The sequence below is a fragment of the Methylovorus sp. MP688 genome, from assembly GCF_000183115.1.
GTDB classification, from domain to species: Bacteria; Pseudomonadota; Gammaproteobacteria; order Burkholderiales; family Methylophilaceae; genus Methylovorus; species Methylovorus glucosotrophus.
In genome coordinates this window covers 588,437-602,591 of record NC_014733.1, presented here as the reverse complement: position 1 = coordinate 602,591, position 14,155 = coordinate 588,437, and the positions used below count along the sequence as shown (strand labels likewise).

Below are 14,155 nucleotides of genomic sequence, written 5' to 3'. Positions count from 1 at the left end.
AGTGGACAGGCGCTTACCCCATATAGCCATTACCGCTGGCGAACCCGCCGGCATAGGTCCGGATTTGTGTGTGATGCTGGCCAGTCAGCCACTGGCGGCCTGCGTCACCGTCATTGCGGACCGCGACCTGCTCACAGCACGCGCACAACAACTGGGCTTGCCCCTCACCATCACCTCCGACGAAACGACTCCATCCGTACACCAGGGTAAAGGTGAACTGCGTGTGCACCATACCCCGCTAGCCGCCCCGGCCATGGCAGGCACGCTGGATGCGCGCAACAGCGCCTATGTGCTGCGCACGTTGGAGATCGCGCTAGAGGGCTGCGCCAATGGCCGCTTTAACGCTATGGTCACCGCTCCCGTACACAAAGGCGTGATCAACGATGCGGGTATCGCCTTTACCGGCCACACCGAGTTTCTGGCAGAAAAAACCGGCACCGCGCAAGTGGTGATGATGCTGGTCGGCGGCGGCATGCGCGTGGCGCTGGCTACCACCCACTTGCCCTTAACCGCCGTCAGTGCCGCCATTACACGCCGCAGCCTGGAAACCACGCTGCGCATCCTGCATCACGACCTGATCCATAAATTCGGCATCGCCCAGCCGCGCATTCTGGTGGCAGGGCTGAATCCGCACGCCGGTGAAGGTGGTTATCTCGGTGATGAAGAAATCACCACCATTACCCCTGTGCTGGAAATGCTGCGTAGCGAAGGCATGCTGCTGCAAGGCCCGCTACCGGCAGATACGCTGTTTGCGCCCCATCACCTGCAGCACGGCGATGCGGTGCTGGCGATGTATCATGACCAGGGCCTGCCGGTGCTAAAACACGCCAGCTTCGGCGGCGGCGTCAACGTCACGCTGGGGCTGCCCATCATCCGCACCTCGGTAGACCATGGCACGGCACTCGACCTTGCTGGCACCGGCAACGCCAACCCTGGCAGCCTGCTGGCCGCCATCCAGCTTGCCATTGAACTCTCACAGAAAACATCCGCTTCCGCATGAAACACGTTGCAAAAAAACGCTTCGGCCAGAATTTCCTGACAGATCAGGCCATCATCACCAGCCTGGTCAATGCCATCGCCCCGCAGCCGAATGACCTCATGGTCGAAATCGGCCCTGGTCTTGGCGCCCTGACCCAGCCTTTGCTGCAACGGCTGGAAAACCTGCACGTGGTGGAAATTGATCGCGACATCATCGCCTGGATGGAAAAGCATTATGCCCCCGGCAAGGTCACCATCCACAACATCGATGCGCTGAAATTTGATTTCGCCAGCATTGCGCCCCGGCTGCGCGTGGTCGGCAACCTGCCATACAACATTTCCACGCCCATCCTGTTTCATCTGCTGGATAACGTAGCCCACATCATCGACATGCACTTCATGCTGCAAAAGGAAGTGGTCGAGCGCATGGTCGCCGAGCCGTCAAGCGCGGCTTATGGGCGTTTGTCGGTCATGCTGCAATACCATTTGCACATGGAATATCTGTTCACCGTGCCGCCTGAAGCCTTTGACCCGGCTCCCAAGGTGGAATCCGCCTTTGTACGCTGCGTGCCGCATACCGAGCTGCCATTTCCCGCCAAGGATTACGCCTTGTTTTCACGCGTGGTGGCGACCGCATTCGGCCAGCGCCGCAAGACGCTACGCAACACGCTCAAGGGCCTGCTGGATGACGCGGGCTTTGAAGCGCTCGGCATCGATTCACAGTGGCGCGCAGAAAATCTGCCGCTCTCCTCATTTGTCAGCATCGCCAATTACCTCGTTTGATATAATCGCGGTTTCGATTCCGCACTCAGTACAAAAAAGGAACCTCACGTGAGACTGATACTTCTTGGCGCTCCCGGCGCCGGTAAAGGCACCCAGGCCAATTTCATCAAGGAAAAATTCAATATTCCGCAAATTTCCACCGGCGACATGCTGCGCGCAGCAGTCAAGGCAGGCACGCAACTGGGTCTGGAAGCCAAGAAATTCATGGATGCGGGTGGTCTGGTGCCGGATGAAGTGATCATCGGTCTGGTCAAGGAACGCATCAAGGATGACGACTGCAAGGCCGGTTTCCTGTTTGACGGCTTTCCACGCACCATTCCGCAAGCCGAAGCGATGAAGCAAGCCGGCGTTGGCATCGATTACGTCGTGGAAATCGACGTGCCCGACGAAGCGATTGTTGAACGCATGAGCGGCCGCCGCTCGCACCCGGCTTCCGGCCGCACCTACCACGTCAAATTCAACCCGCCCAAGGTCGAAGGCAAGGACGACATCACCGGCGAAGACCTGGTGCAGCGTGAAGATGACAAGGAAGAAACCGTGCAAAAACGTCTGCAGGTTTACCACGAGCAGACCGAACAGCTGATCGGCTACTACTCCGACTGGGCCAAGTCTGGCACCGGCGGCGCACCACAATACGTCAAGGTCAATGGCCTGGGCGACATGAACAAGATCCGCGACAGCATTTTTGATGCCTTGAAGTAAGCTGTTTACTGCATCTTGCGTTTCAGCAAAAAGCCCGCTTGCGCGGGCTTTTTTTCATGGTGCATGCAGGCGCATGTTTTTACGCCGCAGTCTGACATGGCATACGGCTTCAAGGTATAATTTTAGCTTTATAAATCATTACAAAAGCCCACGTCCTCATGCAGCAGCAGTATCCTTTCCGCGAAATTGAACAACAGGCCCAGCAATACTGGGAAACCCATCAGACATTTGCCGCCAGCGAGCAAAGCGACAAGCCAAAATACTATTGCCTGTCGATGTTCCCCTACCCCAGCGGCCGCCTGCACATGGGCCATGTGCGCAACTACACGATTGGTGATGTATTAAGCCGTTTTCATCGCATGAAAGGCTTTAACGTTATGCAGCCCATGGGCTGGGATGCCTTCGGCCTGCCCGCAGAAAATGCTGCCATCAAAAACAACGTGGCGCCTGCTGGCTGGACCTACAGCAATATCGAGCATATGAAGAGCCAGCTGAAATCGCTGGGCCTGGGCATAGACTGGCAGCGCGAGATCGCCACCTGCAAGCCGGAATACTACCGCTGGGAACAATGGCTGTTTACCGAGCTGTTCAAGAAAGGCCTGATCTACAAAAAGACGGCCACGGTGAACTGGGATCCGGTCGACCAGACCGTGCTCGCAAACGAGCAGGTGATTGATGGTCGTGGCTGGCGTTCGGGCGCGATTGTTGAGAAGCGCGACATCCCGCAATATTTCATGAAGATCACTGCCTACGCCGATGAGCTGCTGGCGGATCTGGACAAGCTGGAAGGCTGGCCCGAGCAGGTCAAGACCATGCAGCGCAACTGGATAGGCAAGAGCTACGGCTGTGAAGTCGAGTTCCCCATCCTGGATGCGGCAGGCAATGCCACTGCGGACACGCTCAAGGTGTACACAACCCGCCCCGATACGCTGATGGGCGCCACCTATGTGGCCGTGGCCGCCGAGCACGCACTGGCTACCCAGGCAGCGGCCAATAACCCTGCCCTGCAGGCCTTTATTGCTGAATGCAAGATGGGCAGCGTGGCCGAAGCCGACCTTGCTACTGCCGAGAAAAAAGGCATGGCGACTGGCTTGTTTGTTGCCCACCCTTTGACTGGCGAAAAGCTGCCGGTGTGGATCGCCAATTACGTGCTGATCAGTTACGGCGAAGGCGCGGTGATGGCCGTGCCTGCACATGACGAGCGCGACTTCGAATTTGCAGGCAAATATCAGCTGCCAGTGAAAGCCGTGATTCGCCCCGTCGACGGCGAACTCAGCCTGCCACTGACCGCCGCTTATACTGAGCACGGCGTACTGTTTGCCTCGGGTGAGTTTGACGGACTGGATTTTGATGGTGCCTCCGCCGCCATTGCTGCCGCGCTCAGCGCCAAAAACCTCGGCAAGCGCCGCACGCAATACCGCCTGCGTGACTGGGGTATCTCACGTCAGCGTTATTGGGGTTGCCCTATCCCCATCATCCACTGCGACAGCTGTGGCGAAGTCCCCGTGCCCGCCGACCAACTGCCGGTCGTATTGCCGGAAGATGTGGTGATGGATGGCGTCGGTTCGCCGATCAAGAAAGACCCCGGCTTCTACGAGACCACCTGCCCGACCTGTGGCGGCAAGGCCACGCGCGAAACGGACACGCTGGATACCTTCTTTGAATCCTCATGGTATTACGCTCGCTATGCGAGCTTTGATGCGGACAAGGCCATGGTCGACGAGCGTGCCAACTACTGGCTGCCGGTGGATCAATACATAGGCGGGATTGAGCATGCCATTCTGCATTTGCTGTATGCGCGCTTCTTTAACAAGCTGATGCGCGATGTCGGCCTGCTCAAGAACGACGAGCCGTTCAACAAGCTGCTGACGCAAGGCATGGTGCTGAAAGATGGCAGCAAGATGTCGAAATCCAAGGGCAATACGGTGGATCCGCAAGCCCTGATTGAGCAATACGGCGCTGATACTGCCCGCCTGTTCATGATGTTTGCGGCCCCCCCCGAGCAAAGCCTGGAATGGTCAGACGCTGGCGTGGAAGGCGCGCACCGCTTCCTGAAACGCGTATGGGCTGCCGTGGCCGCCCATGTGGAACAAGGCGTAGTGTCGGCATATAGCGCCGCCACATCGACTGGCGAACTGAACGCAGAATTGAAAACCCTGCGCCGCCAGTTGCACCTGACCATCGAAAAAATCAGCGATGATTATGGTCGCCGTCATGCCTTCAACACCGCGATTGCCGCCGTGATGGAACTGATGAATGCCTATGCCAAGCTGGAAGGACAAGACGATGTGACGCGCAGCGTGCGCCAGGAAGTACTGGAACATGCCATCCTGTTGCTGTCGCCGATTGTGCCGCATATCAGTCAGGCCCTGTGGAGCGAACTTAAACCCGGCAGCCAGATTGTCGATGCTGCATGGCCGGTGGCCGATCAGGCTGCCCTGGTGCAGGATGACATCACGCTGGTCTTGCAGGTGAATGGCAAGCTGCGCGGCAATATGACGGTGCCCAAAACACTGGATAAAGCCAGCATCGAGCAACTGGCCCTGCAACATGAAAGCTTGCAAAAACACCTGGCCGAAGGCACTGTACGCAAGATCATTGTGGTACCGAACAAACTCGTCAACATTGTAGTGGGATAGTCCATGCACAGAATGCGTAACGGCGTTAACCCTTTCATTGGCTCCGGATTTTCCGGCCTCTCCGTACTGCTCTTGCTGATCAGTATGGTGCTGGCCGGCTGCGGCTTTCAGATGCGCGGCACCGCCGACCTGGCATTCAAGAACCTGTACATGACAGGCGTCAATACCAGCATAGACAGGCCTCTGAAAAAAGCCCTGGCCGTCAACGGCGTGACTATCGTGCCGGATAAGGAAAACGCCGAGCTGATGCTGGAGATGGTGGGCGAAAAAACGGAAAAGCGCATTCTGTCCCTGAGCGGTACCGGTCTGGTACGAGAATTTGATCTCTACTATCGCGTCTATTTCCGCCTGAAAGACCCGGACAGCGAATTGTGGGGCAAGGAGCAAATGATTGAACAACGCCGCGATTACTCCTACAGCGATGCCGAATTGCTGGCCAAGCAGGGCGAAGAGCAACGCCTGTATGACGATATGCGCGCCGAGGCTGCCCGCGAACTGCTGCGCCGCCTGATTGTGCAAAAACCAGGCAATCTGCAAGCACCCAAGCTCTGATGCGTTTACCGGCAGAGCAACTCGCCAAGCATCTTGAAAAGGGCCTGGAGCCCATCTATGTGCTGACCGGCGACGAACCTTTGGCCCAGCGCGAGTGTCTGGATGCCATACGTGCCAAGGCTCGTGCACTGGGCTTTGATGAACGCACCAGCCTGACCGTGGAGCGCAATTTCAACTGGCAGCAGATTGCCGCATTTGGTCAGTCGATTTCGCTGTTTGCCAGCCAGCGCATACTGGAATTGCATATTCCCTCCGGCAAGCCCGGCACCGATGGCGGCAAGGCATTGCAGGCCATGGCAGCCAAACCGCTGCCCGATGCGGTCACCATCATCATCCTGCCCAAGCTGGATCGCGATGGTAAAAACAGCGCCTGGTATGGTGCCCTTGAAAATGCGGCAGTCACCCTGACCTTGCAGGAAGTGGAGGCTGCTCAGCTGCCGCAATGGATTGCGCGCAGGCTGGCCATGCAGCAGCAAGAGACGGATCAGGCCACGCTGGAGTTTCTGGCGCATCAGGTGGAAGGCAATCTCCTGGCGGCACATCAGGAAATCCAGAAACTGGGGCTCCTGTATCCGGCGGGACCACTTGCTGCTGAAGCCGTGCGCGATGCCGTCTTGAATGTATCGCGCTACGATGCGTTTCAACTTGGCGAGGCCGTACTGGCCGGTGATACCGAACGCACGGTGCGGATACTGCAAGGCTTGCGCGATGAGGGCGTGCAGCCTATCGCGGTCATGAATCCGTTGCTGTGGGTGCTGAGGCCGCTGGTACGCGTGAAAGAAGCCGAGACACGCGGCGAGAATCTGAACCAGGCCATGCAGCAAGCGCGCATTTACGGCGACCGGCAGGCCCTGACTCGACGAGCGCTGGCAAGACTGAGCCTGCGCCAACTGCAAGCCGCCCTGCACAAGCTGGCCGAGATCGACAAGACCGCCAAGGGCCTGATCCGTCAGGATGCCTGGCTTGAAATATCGCGCCTGTGCTTCGGCCTGGCAAAAGTAAGCAGCCGCGCAGCACGGCGCACATAAGAACATGCTGCATCAGGCAGCATAGAGGACATCATGGATATCAAACATTACATGCAACAGGTAGGTCAGCAGGCACGGCAGGCATCGCGTGCCATGGCCCGCGCCGATACCAACACCAAAAACCTGGCGCTAATCACCATCGCCCAGGCCATACGGCGTCATCAGGCTGCCCTGCTGGCCGCCAACCAGGCGGATCTGGATCGCGCCAAGGCCAATGGCATGGAAGCCGCCATGCTGGATCGCCTGGCCTTGAGCGAAAAATCCATCGCTACCATGGCAGAGGGCCTGGAGCAGATCGCCTCCCTGCCCGACCCTATCGGCGAAATGTCTGACTTCAAATACCGTCCTTCTGGCATCCAGATCGGACGCATGCGCGTGCCGCTGGGCGTCATCGGCATCATTTACGAGGCCCGTCCGAATGTGACGGTGGATGCTGCCGGACTGTGCATCAAGTCTGGCAATGCCGCCATCTTGCGCGGTGGCTCCGAAGCCATTGAGTGCAATCGCGCGCTGGCCAAGCTGGTACATGAAGGCCTGCACGCGGCGGGTCTGCCTGCCGCGGCCGTGCAAGTGGTGGAAACCACGGACCGTGCCGCCGTCGGCGAATTGATCACCATGAAAGAATATGTGGATGTGATTGTGCCACGTGGCGGCAAGGGGCTGATTGAGCGCATCTCCAACGAAGCGCGCATTCCTGTCATCAAGCATCTGGATGGCAATTGCCATGTCTATGTGGATGACAGCGCCGACCTCGACAAGGCCGTGCGCATACTGGAAAACGCCAAGACCCAGCGCCTGGGCACCTGCAACACGGCGGAATCGTTACTGGTCGCGCGCGGCATTTCCGCTGAAGCGCTGCCAAAACTGGCGGCCATGCTGACGGCCAAAGGCGTGGAAATCCGCGGCTGCGATGAAACGCGCGCCTTGGTACCAGAAGCCAAGGCGGCGACCGAAGAGGATTACTACACCGAGTATCTGGCCGCGATCATTTCATGTAAGGTTGTCGCCGATGTGAATGAGGCCATTGCCCATATCAACCAGTACTCCTCGCAGCATACCGAAGCCATCGTCACGGAAAACTACACCCGGGCGCGCCAATTCCTGCGCGAAGTAGATTCCAGCAGTGTCATGGTCAATGCTTCCCCACGCTTTGCTGATGGCTTTGAATATGGCCTGGGCGCTGAGATCGGGATTTCCACCGACAAACTGCATGCCCGCGGCCCGGTGGGCCTTGAAGGACTGACCTCGCTCAAATACGTAGTATTTGGCGACGGCCAGGTCCGGGCCTGATCCCTCATTCCACATGAAACCTCGCCGCCCATGAAATCCCCCGCAGTCATCGGTATTCTGGGCGGCACCTTCAACCCGCTGCATCTGGGGCATTTACGCATGGCGGAGGAGCTGGCCGATGCCATCGGCCTGGAGCAGGTGCGCTTTATGCCTGCCGCGCATCCGCCGCACCGTGCGGAGCCCGAGGTGAGTTCGGCGCATCGCGTTGCCATGGTCCAGCTGGGCATCGCGGGCAATCCACGTTTTGTATTAGATACACGCGAGCTGGAACGCTCCGGGCACTCCTACACCATTGACTCCCTGATATCGCTGAGAGCCGAGCTGGGCGAGCAAGTGTCATTATGCTGGCTGCTGGGCAGCGATGCCTTTTCGGGTTTATCCAGCTGGCATCGCTGGCAAGAACTGCTGGAGTATTGTCACTTGGTCGTAGCCTATCGGCCCGGCCCGGCCGAAATCCATGCCGACCTCAGCCCCGAACTGCGCAGCCTGCTCGGCAAACGCCAGACCCACGACACCGCCCGCCTGCAGCAGAAACCCGCCGGGCATATTTACCTGCAGGACATCACCGCGCTGGATATTTCAGCCACCCATATACGCGCCACGCTGGAGCAAGGCTTGAGTGTGCGCTATCTGCTGCCGGACAATGTGCTGGCATACATCAACCAGCACAAGCTTTATCGGGATAACGGTTAAGTCTGACCTTTTTAAAAAAATCAAATATAGTCAGATAAAGAAAAAAGGAGGCTGCATGTCGAGCATCTCACTATGGAAATTGGCGCTATCTATTGGATTGGGTTTGTGCATCAGTGTGTTGGCAGTGATTGATCCAACCAAACCAATTATTTTAGCCAGCATTGCCCTTCTTGCTTCCCTTTCTTACCTGGGATACAAAGAGTCTCTAGATGGAAAAACCTCTTACCCCGCTATCTTCGCGGCAATTTTTCTTACCCAAAGACTGAACTCGTTCATAAAGCCTCAGGCAGGCGAGCTAATAGGCTTAATTTATGCATTCAGCCTAATAACCATTGGTTTCTCAGTATTAAAAATCTATCAACTTCGCCGAGTCTAGATGTAATTCAGGCAGGGCTTTAAGAGCATGCCAAAGTTTTTAGCTAGTCTAATCCGCAAGTGTTGAGAGATTAAGCAGAGAAGCGACTCGCCGGAAATCCGGCTGATGCGACGTCACTAAATCAGAACTAGCCCCAGCCTGCCACGGAATAATCCCCAGACAAGGCGCCTGTATCCGTTGCTGCAAGGCGGCGATGTTTTCCAGAGGCATCGCCATGTCGGGATCAATGTGGTTGCCCACCCAGCCATGCAGGCGCAGGCCACGCGACAATATCGCCTCCTGCGTCAGCAAGGCATGGTTCAGGCAACCGAGTCGCAAACCCACCACCAGGATGACGGGCAAGCCCAGCGCCACGGCAAGGTCCGCCGTATCCAAGGTATCGCCCAAGGGCACGCAAAACCCGCCCACTCCTTCCACAATCACGCGTTCCGCCTCAGCCTGCAAGCCATGAAAGTTCTGCAGCAGCACATCAAACACGATCGGGCTATTCGCCTGTTGCGCCGCGATATGTGGCGCGATCGGAGGCATAAAGGCGTAGGGATTGATGAGCTCGCGCGCCAAGGACAGATTGCTGGCGGCGCGTAACATGGCGACATCATCATTGTGCAACTCGCCATCGCGCCACTCACAGCCAGCGGCCACAGGCTTCATGCCAACCGAGCGCAGGCCTTGCGCAGCAAAGCCATGCACCAGCGCACTGGAGATCAAGGTTTTACCGACGCCGGTATCGGTGCCGGTCACAAACCAGGCCTTGCTGTTATTGAGAGGATTCTGCATCTGGTGAATCAGGTCGTTTATGTGGAAGAGGATGCGCGTGGACGAAACTGCACAGGCGATAGCCCATCTGGCAGCGCCACTCGGGCCTGGGGTTTCCAGGCATGGCCGTAGATTACCTCATAGGTGGCAGGCAGCTTGCCATCCCGCCGGAAAGATTCATAGCGTGCCTGAACCTGCTGCAGGAAGCCCCGGCCCTGCAAACCGCGGTGGCGACCTTCGGCAGCATTATGGGCGCCTATGGCCTTGAGGTCGCGCATCACGCCCATGACGTCATCATAGGTCAACTCGAAATACTCCACATCCAGCACCGGCGCATTAAAGCCCGCCCGCACCAGGGCATCGCCAATATCATGCATATCGATAAAGCGGCTGACGGTGACATGAGTATTGTCCTGGCGTGTCGCTGCGCGCAGTTCTTTCAGGGTGTCCGGCCCCAGCGTGCTGAACATCAGCAGACCTTCGGGCTTCAACACGCGCTGTATCTCGCCAAACGCCTGATCAAGATCATTGCACCATTGAATCGCCATATTGGACCACACCAGGTCGATGCTGGCGGCGGCCAGGGGCAGGCGCTCAATATCCGCACACACCGCATGACGCCGGTCAAAGCCAAACAGCCGCTGCACCAGCGAGCGCGCCGCCATGGTTTTTTTAAGCATGCCCATGGCAATGTCCAGCGAGATCACCTGGCTCTGGCGGTAACGGGCAGATAAGGCCGCACTGGCGTGCCCCGTGCCACAGCCTGCATCCAGCACAGCCTGTGGGGCGAGTTTGACCAGATCAAGCCGCTCCAGCATGCGCTCGCGCACTTCGCGCTGCAGCAGGGCGGCCGCATCATAGGTGCCCGCGGCGCGGTCAAACGAGCGGCGCACACGGGCTTTGTCTATCAGATAAGCGTCGGCGGTCATGGCTGGCGCTCCAGCGGATGGCCCGCTTTGCCCGGCTCAAGAAATTCGTCAATCGCGTGCACAAACTGCTCAGGGTGTGAGAGAAACGGCGCGTGCCCAGCGCCAGCAATGACGCGCAGGCGCCCAAATGGTAAATGTTGCGACAGCCAGTGGGCCGCTTGCACCGGCGCCAGGGTATCGCGATCCCCGTGAATCAGTAGCACGGGTTTGTGCAAATGCAAAATCTCGTGACGCAGGTCGTTTTCCAGCAGGATATGCAGTGCTTTTTGCAGCGAGCCCGCCGTTGGCACCGGTCGCTCGGAAAACGTCGAGCGCAGTTGTTTGACCGTGGCGCGGGCGTCGCTGGAACCCATGCATTGCAGCGTCAGGAACTTGATCAGCGTCGCATGGTAATCCGCATTCACCTGGCTGGCGAATTGATGAAACACGTCCGCGGCAATGCCGTACGACCACGGGTCAACGCTGCCATCTTCAGATGCCGCGTTGTCGGAGTCCGCGTTGACAAAGCGCGGCGAACTGCCGATCAGTATCATGCGCCGTACCACCTCAGGATGCGTGAGGGCCAGACGCATGGCTACCAGACCGCCCATGGACCAGCCGCAGATATCGGCATGCGGTGGCAACTGCGCCGCCAATGCCTCAGCAATGGCATGCAGATGCGCGGGCTCCAGCGGACGGCTGTGGCCCATGCCAGGCAGATCCACAATATGAAGCTGGTAATGATGGCTGAGTTTTTTGATCAGCGGCTGCCAGACGCCACCATGCATGCCCCAGCCATGGATCAGCACCAGCGGATGACCAGTACCCTTAATGTCAATATGCAGGCTCATGCGGCAGACTCCAGTACCACCTCTGCTTCACGCAGAGCGTTTATCAAGGTATGAACATCCTGCTCACTATGCGCTGCCGAGAGCGAAATTCTCAAACGGGCGGTGCCCTTGGGAACAGTTGGCGGCCGGATGGCAGGTACCAGCAGCCCGCGCGTCAGCAAATACTCACTGAGGCGCAATACCTCATCATTACTGCCAACAAGCAAAGGCTGTATGGCTGTTGCCGAGGGCATCCACTGCCAGCGACGAGGCGTATGGGTTTTAAGGACAGACATGAGGCACCGTAAATGCGCGCGGCGCTGTGGCTCGTCGCGGATGACGTTCAAGGCCTCCAGCAACGCGGCGGCCAGTGGCGCCGGACTGGCCGTGGTATAGATATAGGTGCGCGCCTGCTGCAGCAGGTAATCGATCAGCACCGGCTCACCTGCCACAAATGCACCCGCCACACCCGCCGCCTTGCCCAGGGTTGCCATGTAAATGATGCGAGGCGAGGTGATATTGAAGTGCTCAAGGATGCCCGCACCGTGCTCGCCCAGCACGCCAAAGCCGTGCGCATCGTCCAGCATCAGCCAGGCATCGTAGCGTTCGCACAGGGCAAGAATTTCAGGCACCGGCGCAATATCGCCATCCATGCTGAACACCGCATCGACCAGCACCAGCTTGCGCCGTGCGCGACTAGCGGCAAGCAGGGATTCAAGGGCGGCCAGATCCTGATGCGGGTAACGCTTGAATTCAGCACGCGATAACACCACGGCATCATTCAGCGAGGCATGGTTGAGCTTGTCGGCAAACACGGCGTCATCACGCCCCATCAGCGCAGCGACGACACCCATATTGGCCATGTAACCAGTGGAGAAAAGTAGCGCGGCAGGCAACCCCACAAAGCGGGCCAGCGCCTGCTCCAGTTCTTCATGCAAGACATGATGGCCGGTAATCAGGTGGGAGGCAGCACTGCCAACACCCACCGCTTGGGTCGCCTGCTGCATGGCGGAGATCAGGCGTGGGTGATTGGCCAACCCCAGGTAATCATTGCTGGCAAACGATAGCAAGCGCTTACCGTTTGCCACTACCTCGGCGGCTTGCGGGCCTTGGATAACCCGTCGTTGGCGCCGCAAACCAGCAGAGGTACGCTCTGCCAGTTCAGCAGCCAGCTCGTCCAGCAAGGTCATGATCAGGCGGGATGCAGGCCCAGCTTGGCGAACAGTGCGCGATCTGCCTCGGCTTCAGGATTACCGGTCGTCAGCAGCTTTTCGCCGTAGAAAATGGAGTTCGCCCCAGCAATAAAGCACAGCGCCTGGATACCCTCATGCATGCTTTGGCGGCCTGCAGATAGACGGACATAACTGCCAGGCATGGTGATGCGGGCAGCGGCGATGGTGCGCACAAACTCGAATGGATCGAGCTCATCGGTGCCATGCAGCGGGGTACCTTCAACCTGGGTCAGCAGGTTGATCGGCACGCTTTCCGGTGGACGCTCCATATTGGCCAACTGTGCCAGCAAACCGGCACGCTGCACGCGGCTTTCGCCCATGCCGATAATGCCACCGCAGCAGACATTGATATCGGCATCGCGCACGCGATCCAGCGTGTCCAGCCGGTCCTGATAGGTACGAGTGGTGATCACATCGCCATAAAACTCGGGAGCGGTATCCAGATTGTGGTTGTAGTAATCCAGACCGGCATCTTTCAGCTGTTCGGCCTGGCCGTCTTTCAGCATGCCTAAAGTAGCGCACGTTTCCAGCCCCATGGCTTTCACTTCGGCGATCATCTTGAGCACAGGCTCAAGGTCACGCTGCTTGGGGCTGCGCCAGGCAGCGCCCATGCAGAAACGGCTGGCGCCATTTTCCTTGGCGGCCTTGGCGGCTTCCAGCACGGCGTCCAGCGCCATCAGAGGTTCGTTTTCAACATCGGTGTGGTAGCGGGCCGCTTGCGGACAGTAGCCGCAATCCTCCGAACAGCCGCCGGTCTTGATCGACAGCAGCGTGCTGACTTGCACGGCATTCGGGTCAAAATTCTGGCGGTGCACGGTTTGTGCCCGGTGAATCAGATCACTGAAGGGCATTTCAAACAGCTCGACAATCTGGGCGACCGTCCAGCGTTTTTCAGCCTCGACGACCGGTGTGTTTTTCTTGATGCTGTTCGCATCCACTGCAACTTCAAGCATTGTCTACCTCTACATTCATTTCTTGCCAGGAATCATTCTTCGCGCGCAACAAATCCCGCACGCCCAAAGGCACCACCACCAGGAAACATCCCAACCAGATAAACCCCATCAAATGTGGCCAGCCGCCTGCCATTTTTGCCAGTTGGGGACTAAAATTCAGAATCACGACCAGCGTGCCGACCACGCCGTAAAAGCGGTACCCGGAGAAACGGATGTAATCACAGATCTTGGGATTGGGATGATTGGCCGCCGCCGCGTATACAAAGATGGAAGCCGCCAGCCACAACAGCATCGGGATAATCGCTGGCAACAAAAGCACCGCGATGATGGAAAAGAAGGTAAACATCTGCGCAGCCCGAATCTGCTGCTTGACGGTAATCACTTTGGTAGCCATGTATACACCTCGCTATGTCGTGTCCGCCATTATACTTGTCG

The 14,155-nt window shown here is 58.0% G+C and carries 15 protein-coding genes; 9 read left to right on the top strand and 6 right to left on the bottom strand.

All coding sequences use genetic code 11. The annotated features are described in order from the left end of the window. Position 1 precedes the first annotated feature (1 nt). From pdxA to MPQ_RS02895, 9 genes are all read left to right on the top strand, one after another. Positions 2-1,000: a 4-hydroxythreonine-4-phosphate dehydrogenase PdxA gene (gene pdxA, locus MPQ_RS02935; RefSeq protein WP_041361982.1), complete on the top strand. Its 999-nt coding sequence runs from the start codon at positions 2-4 to the stop codon at positions 998-1,000. Further along, positions 997-1,761: a 16S rRNA (adenine(1518)-N(6)/adenine(1519)-N(6))-dimethyltransferase RsmA gene (rsmA, locus tag MPQ_RS02930; RefSeq protein ID WP_013441406.1), complete on the top strand. Its 765-nt coding sequence runs from the start codon at positions 997-999 to the stop codon at positions 1,759-1,761. The genes pdxA and rsmA overlap by 4 nt, the downstream gene beginning before the upstream one ends. A 48-nt stretch (positions 1,762-1,809) precedes the next feature. Further along, positions 1,810-2,463, top strand: a complete 654-nt coding sequence (adk, locus tag MPQ_RS02925; RefSeq protein WP_013441405.1) for an adenylate kinase — start codon at positions 1,810-1,812, stop codon at positions 2,461-2,463. Between the two features lie 158 nt (positions 2,464-2,621). Then, positions 2,622-5,102 carry a leucine--tRNA ligase gene (gene leuS, locus MPQ_RS02920; RefSeq protein ID WP_013441404.1) on the top strand — a complete coding sequence of 827 codons (2,481 nt, stop codon included), beginning with the start codon at positions 2,622-2,624 and terminating at the stop codon, positions 5,100-5,102. A 3-nt stretch (positions 5,103-5,105) separates the two neighbouring features. Then, a complete protein-coding gene (lptE, locus tag MPQ_RS02915) occupies positions 5,106-5,654 on the top strand; it encodes an LPS assembly lipoprotein LptE (protein WP_148225251.1) in 549 nt (182 codons plus the stop codon). Next, positions 5,654-6,682: a DNA polymerase III subunit delta gene (gene holA, locus MPQ_RS02910; protein WP_013441402.1), complete on the top strand. Its 1,029-nt coding sequence runs from the start codon at positions 5,654-5,656 to the stop codon at positions 6,680-6,682. The genes lptE and holA overlap by 1 nt, the downstream gene beginning before the upstream one ends. 33 nt (positions 6,683-6,715) lie before the next feature. Next, entirely contained in the window at positions 6,716-7,972 is a 1,257-nt protein-coding gene (locus tag MPQ_RS02905) for a glutamate-5-semialdehyde dehydrogenase (protein ID WP_013441401.1), read from the top strand. A 30-nt stretch (positions 7,973-8,002) separates the two neighbouring features. After that, positions 8,003-8,665, top strand: a complete 663-nt coding sequence (gene nadD / locus MPQ_RS02900) for a nicotinate-nucleotide adenylyltransferase (RefSeq protein WP_013441400.1) — start codon at positions 8,003-8,005, stop codon at positions 8,663-8,665. A 55-nt stretch (positions 8,666-8,720) separates the two neighbouring features. Further along, positions 8,721-9,041, top strand: coding sequence for a hypothetical protein (locus tag MPQ_RS02895; RefSeq protein WP_041361980.1), 321 nt, complete (start codon positions 8,721-8,723; stop codon positions 9,039-9,041). A 48-nt stretch (positions 9,042-9,089) separates the two neighbouring features. On the opposite strand, the gene bioD is transcribed toward MPQ_RS02895, so the two are convergent. From bioD to MPQ_RS02865, 6 genes are read right to left on the bottom strand one after another with little or no spacing between them, the layout of a single operon-like run. Next, positions 9,090-9,818: a dethiobiotin synthase gene (gene bioD, locus MPQ_RS02890; protein ID WP_013441398.1), complete on the bottom strand. Its 729-nt coding sequence runs from the start codon at positions 9,816-9,818 to the stop codon at positions 9,090-9,092. A 17-nt stretch (positions 9,819-9,835) separates the two neighbouring features. Beyond that, a complete protein-coding gene (bioC, locus tag MPQ_RS02885) occupies positions 9,836-10,726 on the bottom strand; it encodes a malonyl-ACP O-methyltransferase BioC (protein WP_013441397.1) in 891 nt (296 codons plus the stop codon). Then, on the bottom strand, positions 10,723-11,556 hold the full coding sequence (gene bioH / locus MPQ_RS02880; RefSeq protein WP_013441396.1) for a pimeloyl-ACP methyl ester esterase BioH: 834 nt from the start codon (positions 11,554-11,556) through the stop codon (positions 10,723-10,725). The genes bioC and bioH overlap by 4 nt, the downstream gene beginning before the upstream one ends. Beyond that, positions 11,553-12,725, bottom strand: coding sequence for an 8-amino-7-oxononanoate synthase (gene bioF, locus MPQ_RS02875; protein ID WP_013441395.1), 1,173 nt, complete (start codon positions 12,723-12,725; stop codon positions 11,553-11,555). Before bioF ends, bioH begins: the two co-directional genes overlap by 4 nt. A 2-nt stretch (positions 12,726-12,727) precedes the next feature. After that, positions 12,728-13,720 carry a biotin synthase BioB gene (gene bioB / locus MPQ_RS02870; RefSeq protein WP_013441394.1) on the bottom strand — a complete coding sequence of 331 codons (993 nt, stop codon included), beginning with the start codon at positions 13,718-13,720 and terminating at the stop codon, positions 12,728-12,730. Further along, positions 13,713-14,114 (bottom strand): hypothetical protein, encoded by a 402-nt coding sequence (locus tag MPQ_RS02865; RefSeq protein ID WP_013441393.1) that lies wholly within the window; start codon positions 14,112-14,114, stop codon positions 13,713-13,715. Before MPQ_RS02865 ends, bioB begins: the two co-directional genes overlap by 8 nt. Between the last annotated feature and the right edge of the window lie 41 nt (positions 14,115-14,155).

What these genes read in the sequence shown, in the direction of transcription:
- rsmA (WP_013441406.1), top strand. Translation starts at nt 997, where the DNA reads ATGAAACACGTTGCAAAAAAACGCTTCGGCCAGAATTTCCTGACAGAT.
- leuS (WP_013441404.1), top strand. Translation starts at nt 2,622, where the DNA reads ATGCAGCAGCAGTATCCTTTCCGCGAAATTGAACAACAGGCCCAGCAA.
- lptE (WP_148225251.1), top strand. Translation starts at nt 5,106, where the DNA reads ATGCACAGAATGCGTAACGGCGTTAACCCTTTCATTGGCTCCGGATTT.
- holA (WP_013441402.1), top strand. Translation starts at nt 5,654, where the DNA reads ATGCGTTTACCGGCAGAGCAACTCGCCAAGCATCTTGAAAAGGGCCTG.
- MPQ_RS02905 (WP_013441401.1), top strand. Translation starts at nt 6,716, where the DNA reads ATGGATATCAAACATTACATGCAACAGGTAGGTCAGCAGGCACGGCAG.
- nadD (WP_013441400.1), top strand. Translation starts at nt 8,003, where the DNA reads ATGAAATCCCCCGCAGTCATCGGTATTCTGGGCGGCACCTTCAACCCG.
- MPQ_RS02895 (WP_041361980.1), top strand. Translation starts at nt 8,721, where the DNA reads ATGTCGAGCATCTCACTATGGAAATTGGCGCTATCTATTGGATTGGGT.
- bioD (WP_013441398.1), bottom strand. Translation starts at nt 9,818, where the DNA reads ATGCAGAATCCTCTCAATAACAGCAAGGCCTGGTTTGTGACCGGCACC.
- bioC (WP_013441397.1), bottom strand. Translation starts at nt 10,726, where the DNA reads ATGACCGCCGACGCTTATCTGATAGACAAAGCCCGTGTGCGCCGCTCG.
- bioH (WP_013441396.1), bottom strand. Translation starts at nt 11,556, where the DNA reads ATGAGCCTGCATATTGACATTAAGGGTACTGGTCATCCGCTGGTGCTG.
- bioF (WP_013441395.1), bottom strand. Translation starts at nt 12,725, where the DNA reads ATGACCTTGCTGGACGAGCTGGCTGCTGAACTGGCAGAGCGTACCTCT.
- bioB (WP_013441394.1), bottom strand. Translation starts at nt 13,720, where the DNA reads ATGCTTGAAGTTGCAGTGGATGCGAACAGCATCAAGAAAAACACACCG.
- MPQ_RS02865 (WP_013441393.1), bottom strand. Translation starts at nt 14,114, where the DNA reads ATGGCTACCAAAGTGATTACCGTCAAGCAGCAGATTCGGGCTGCGCAG.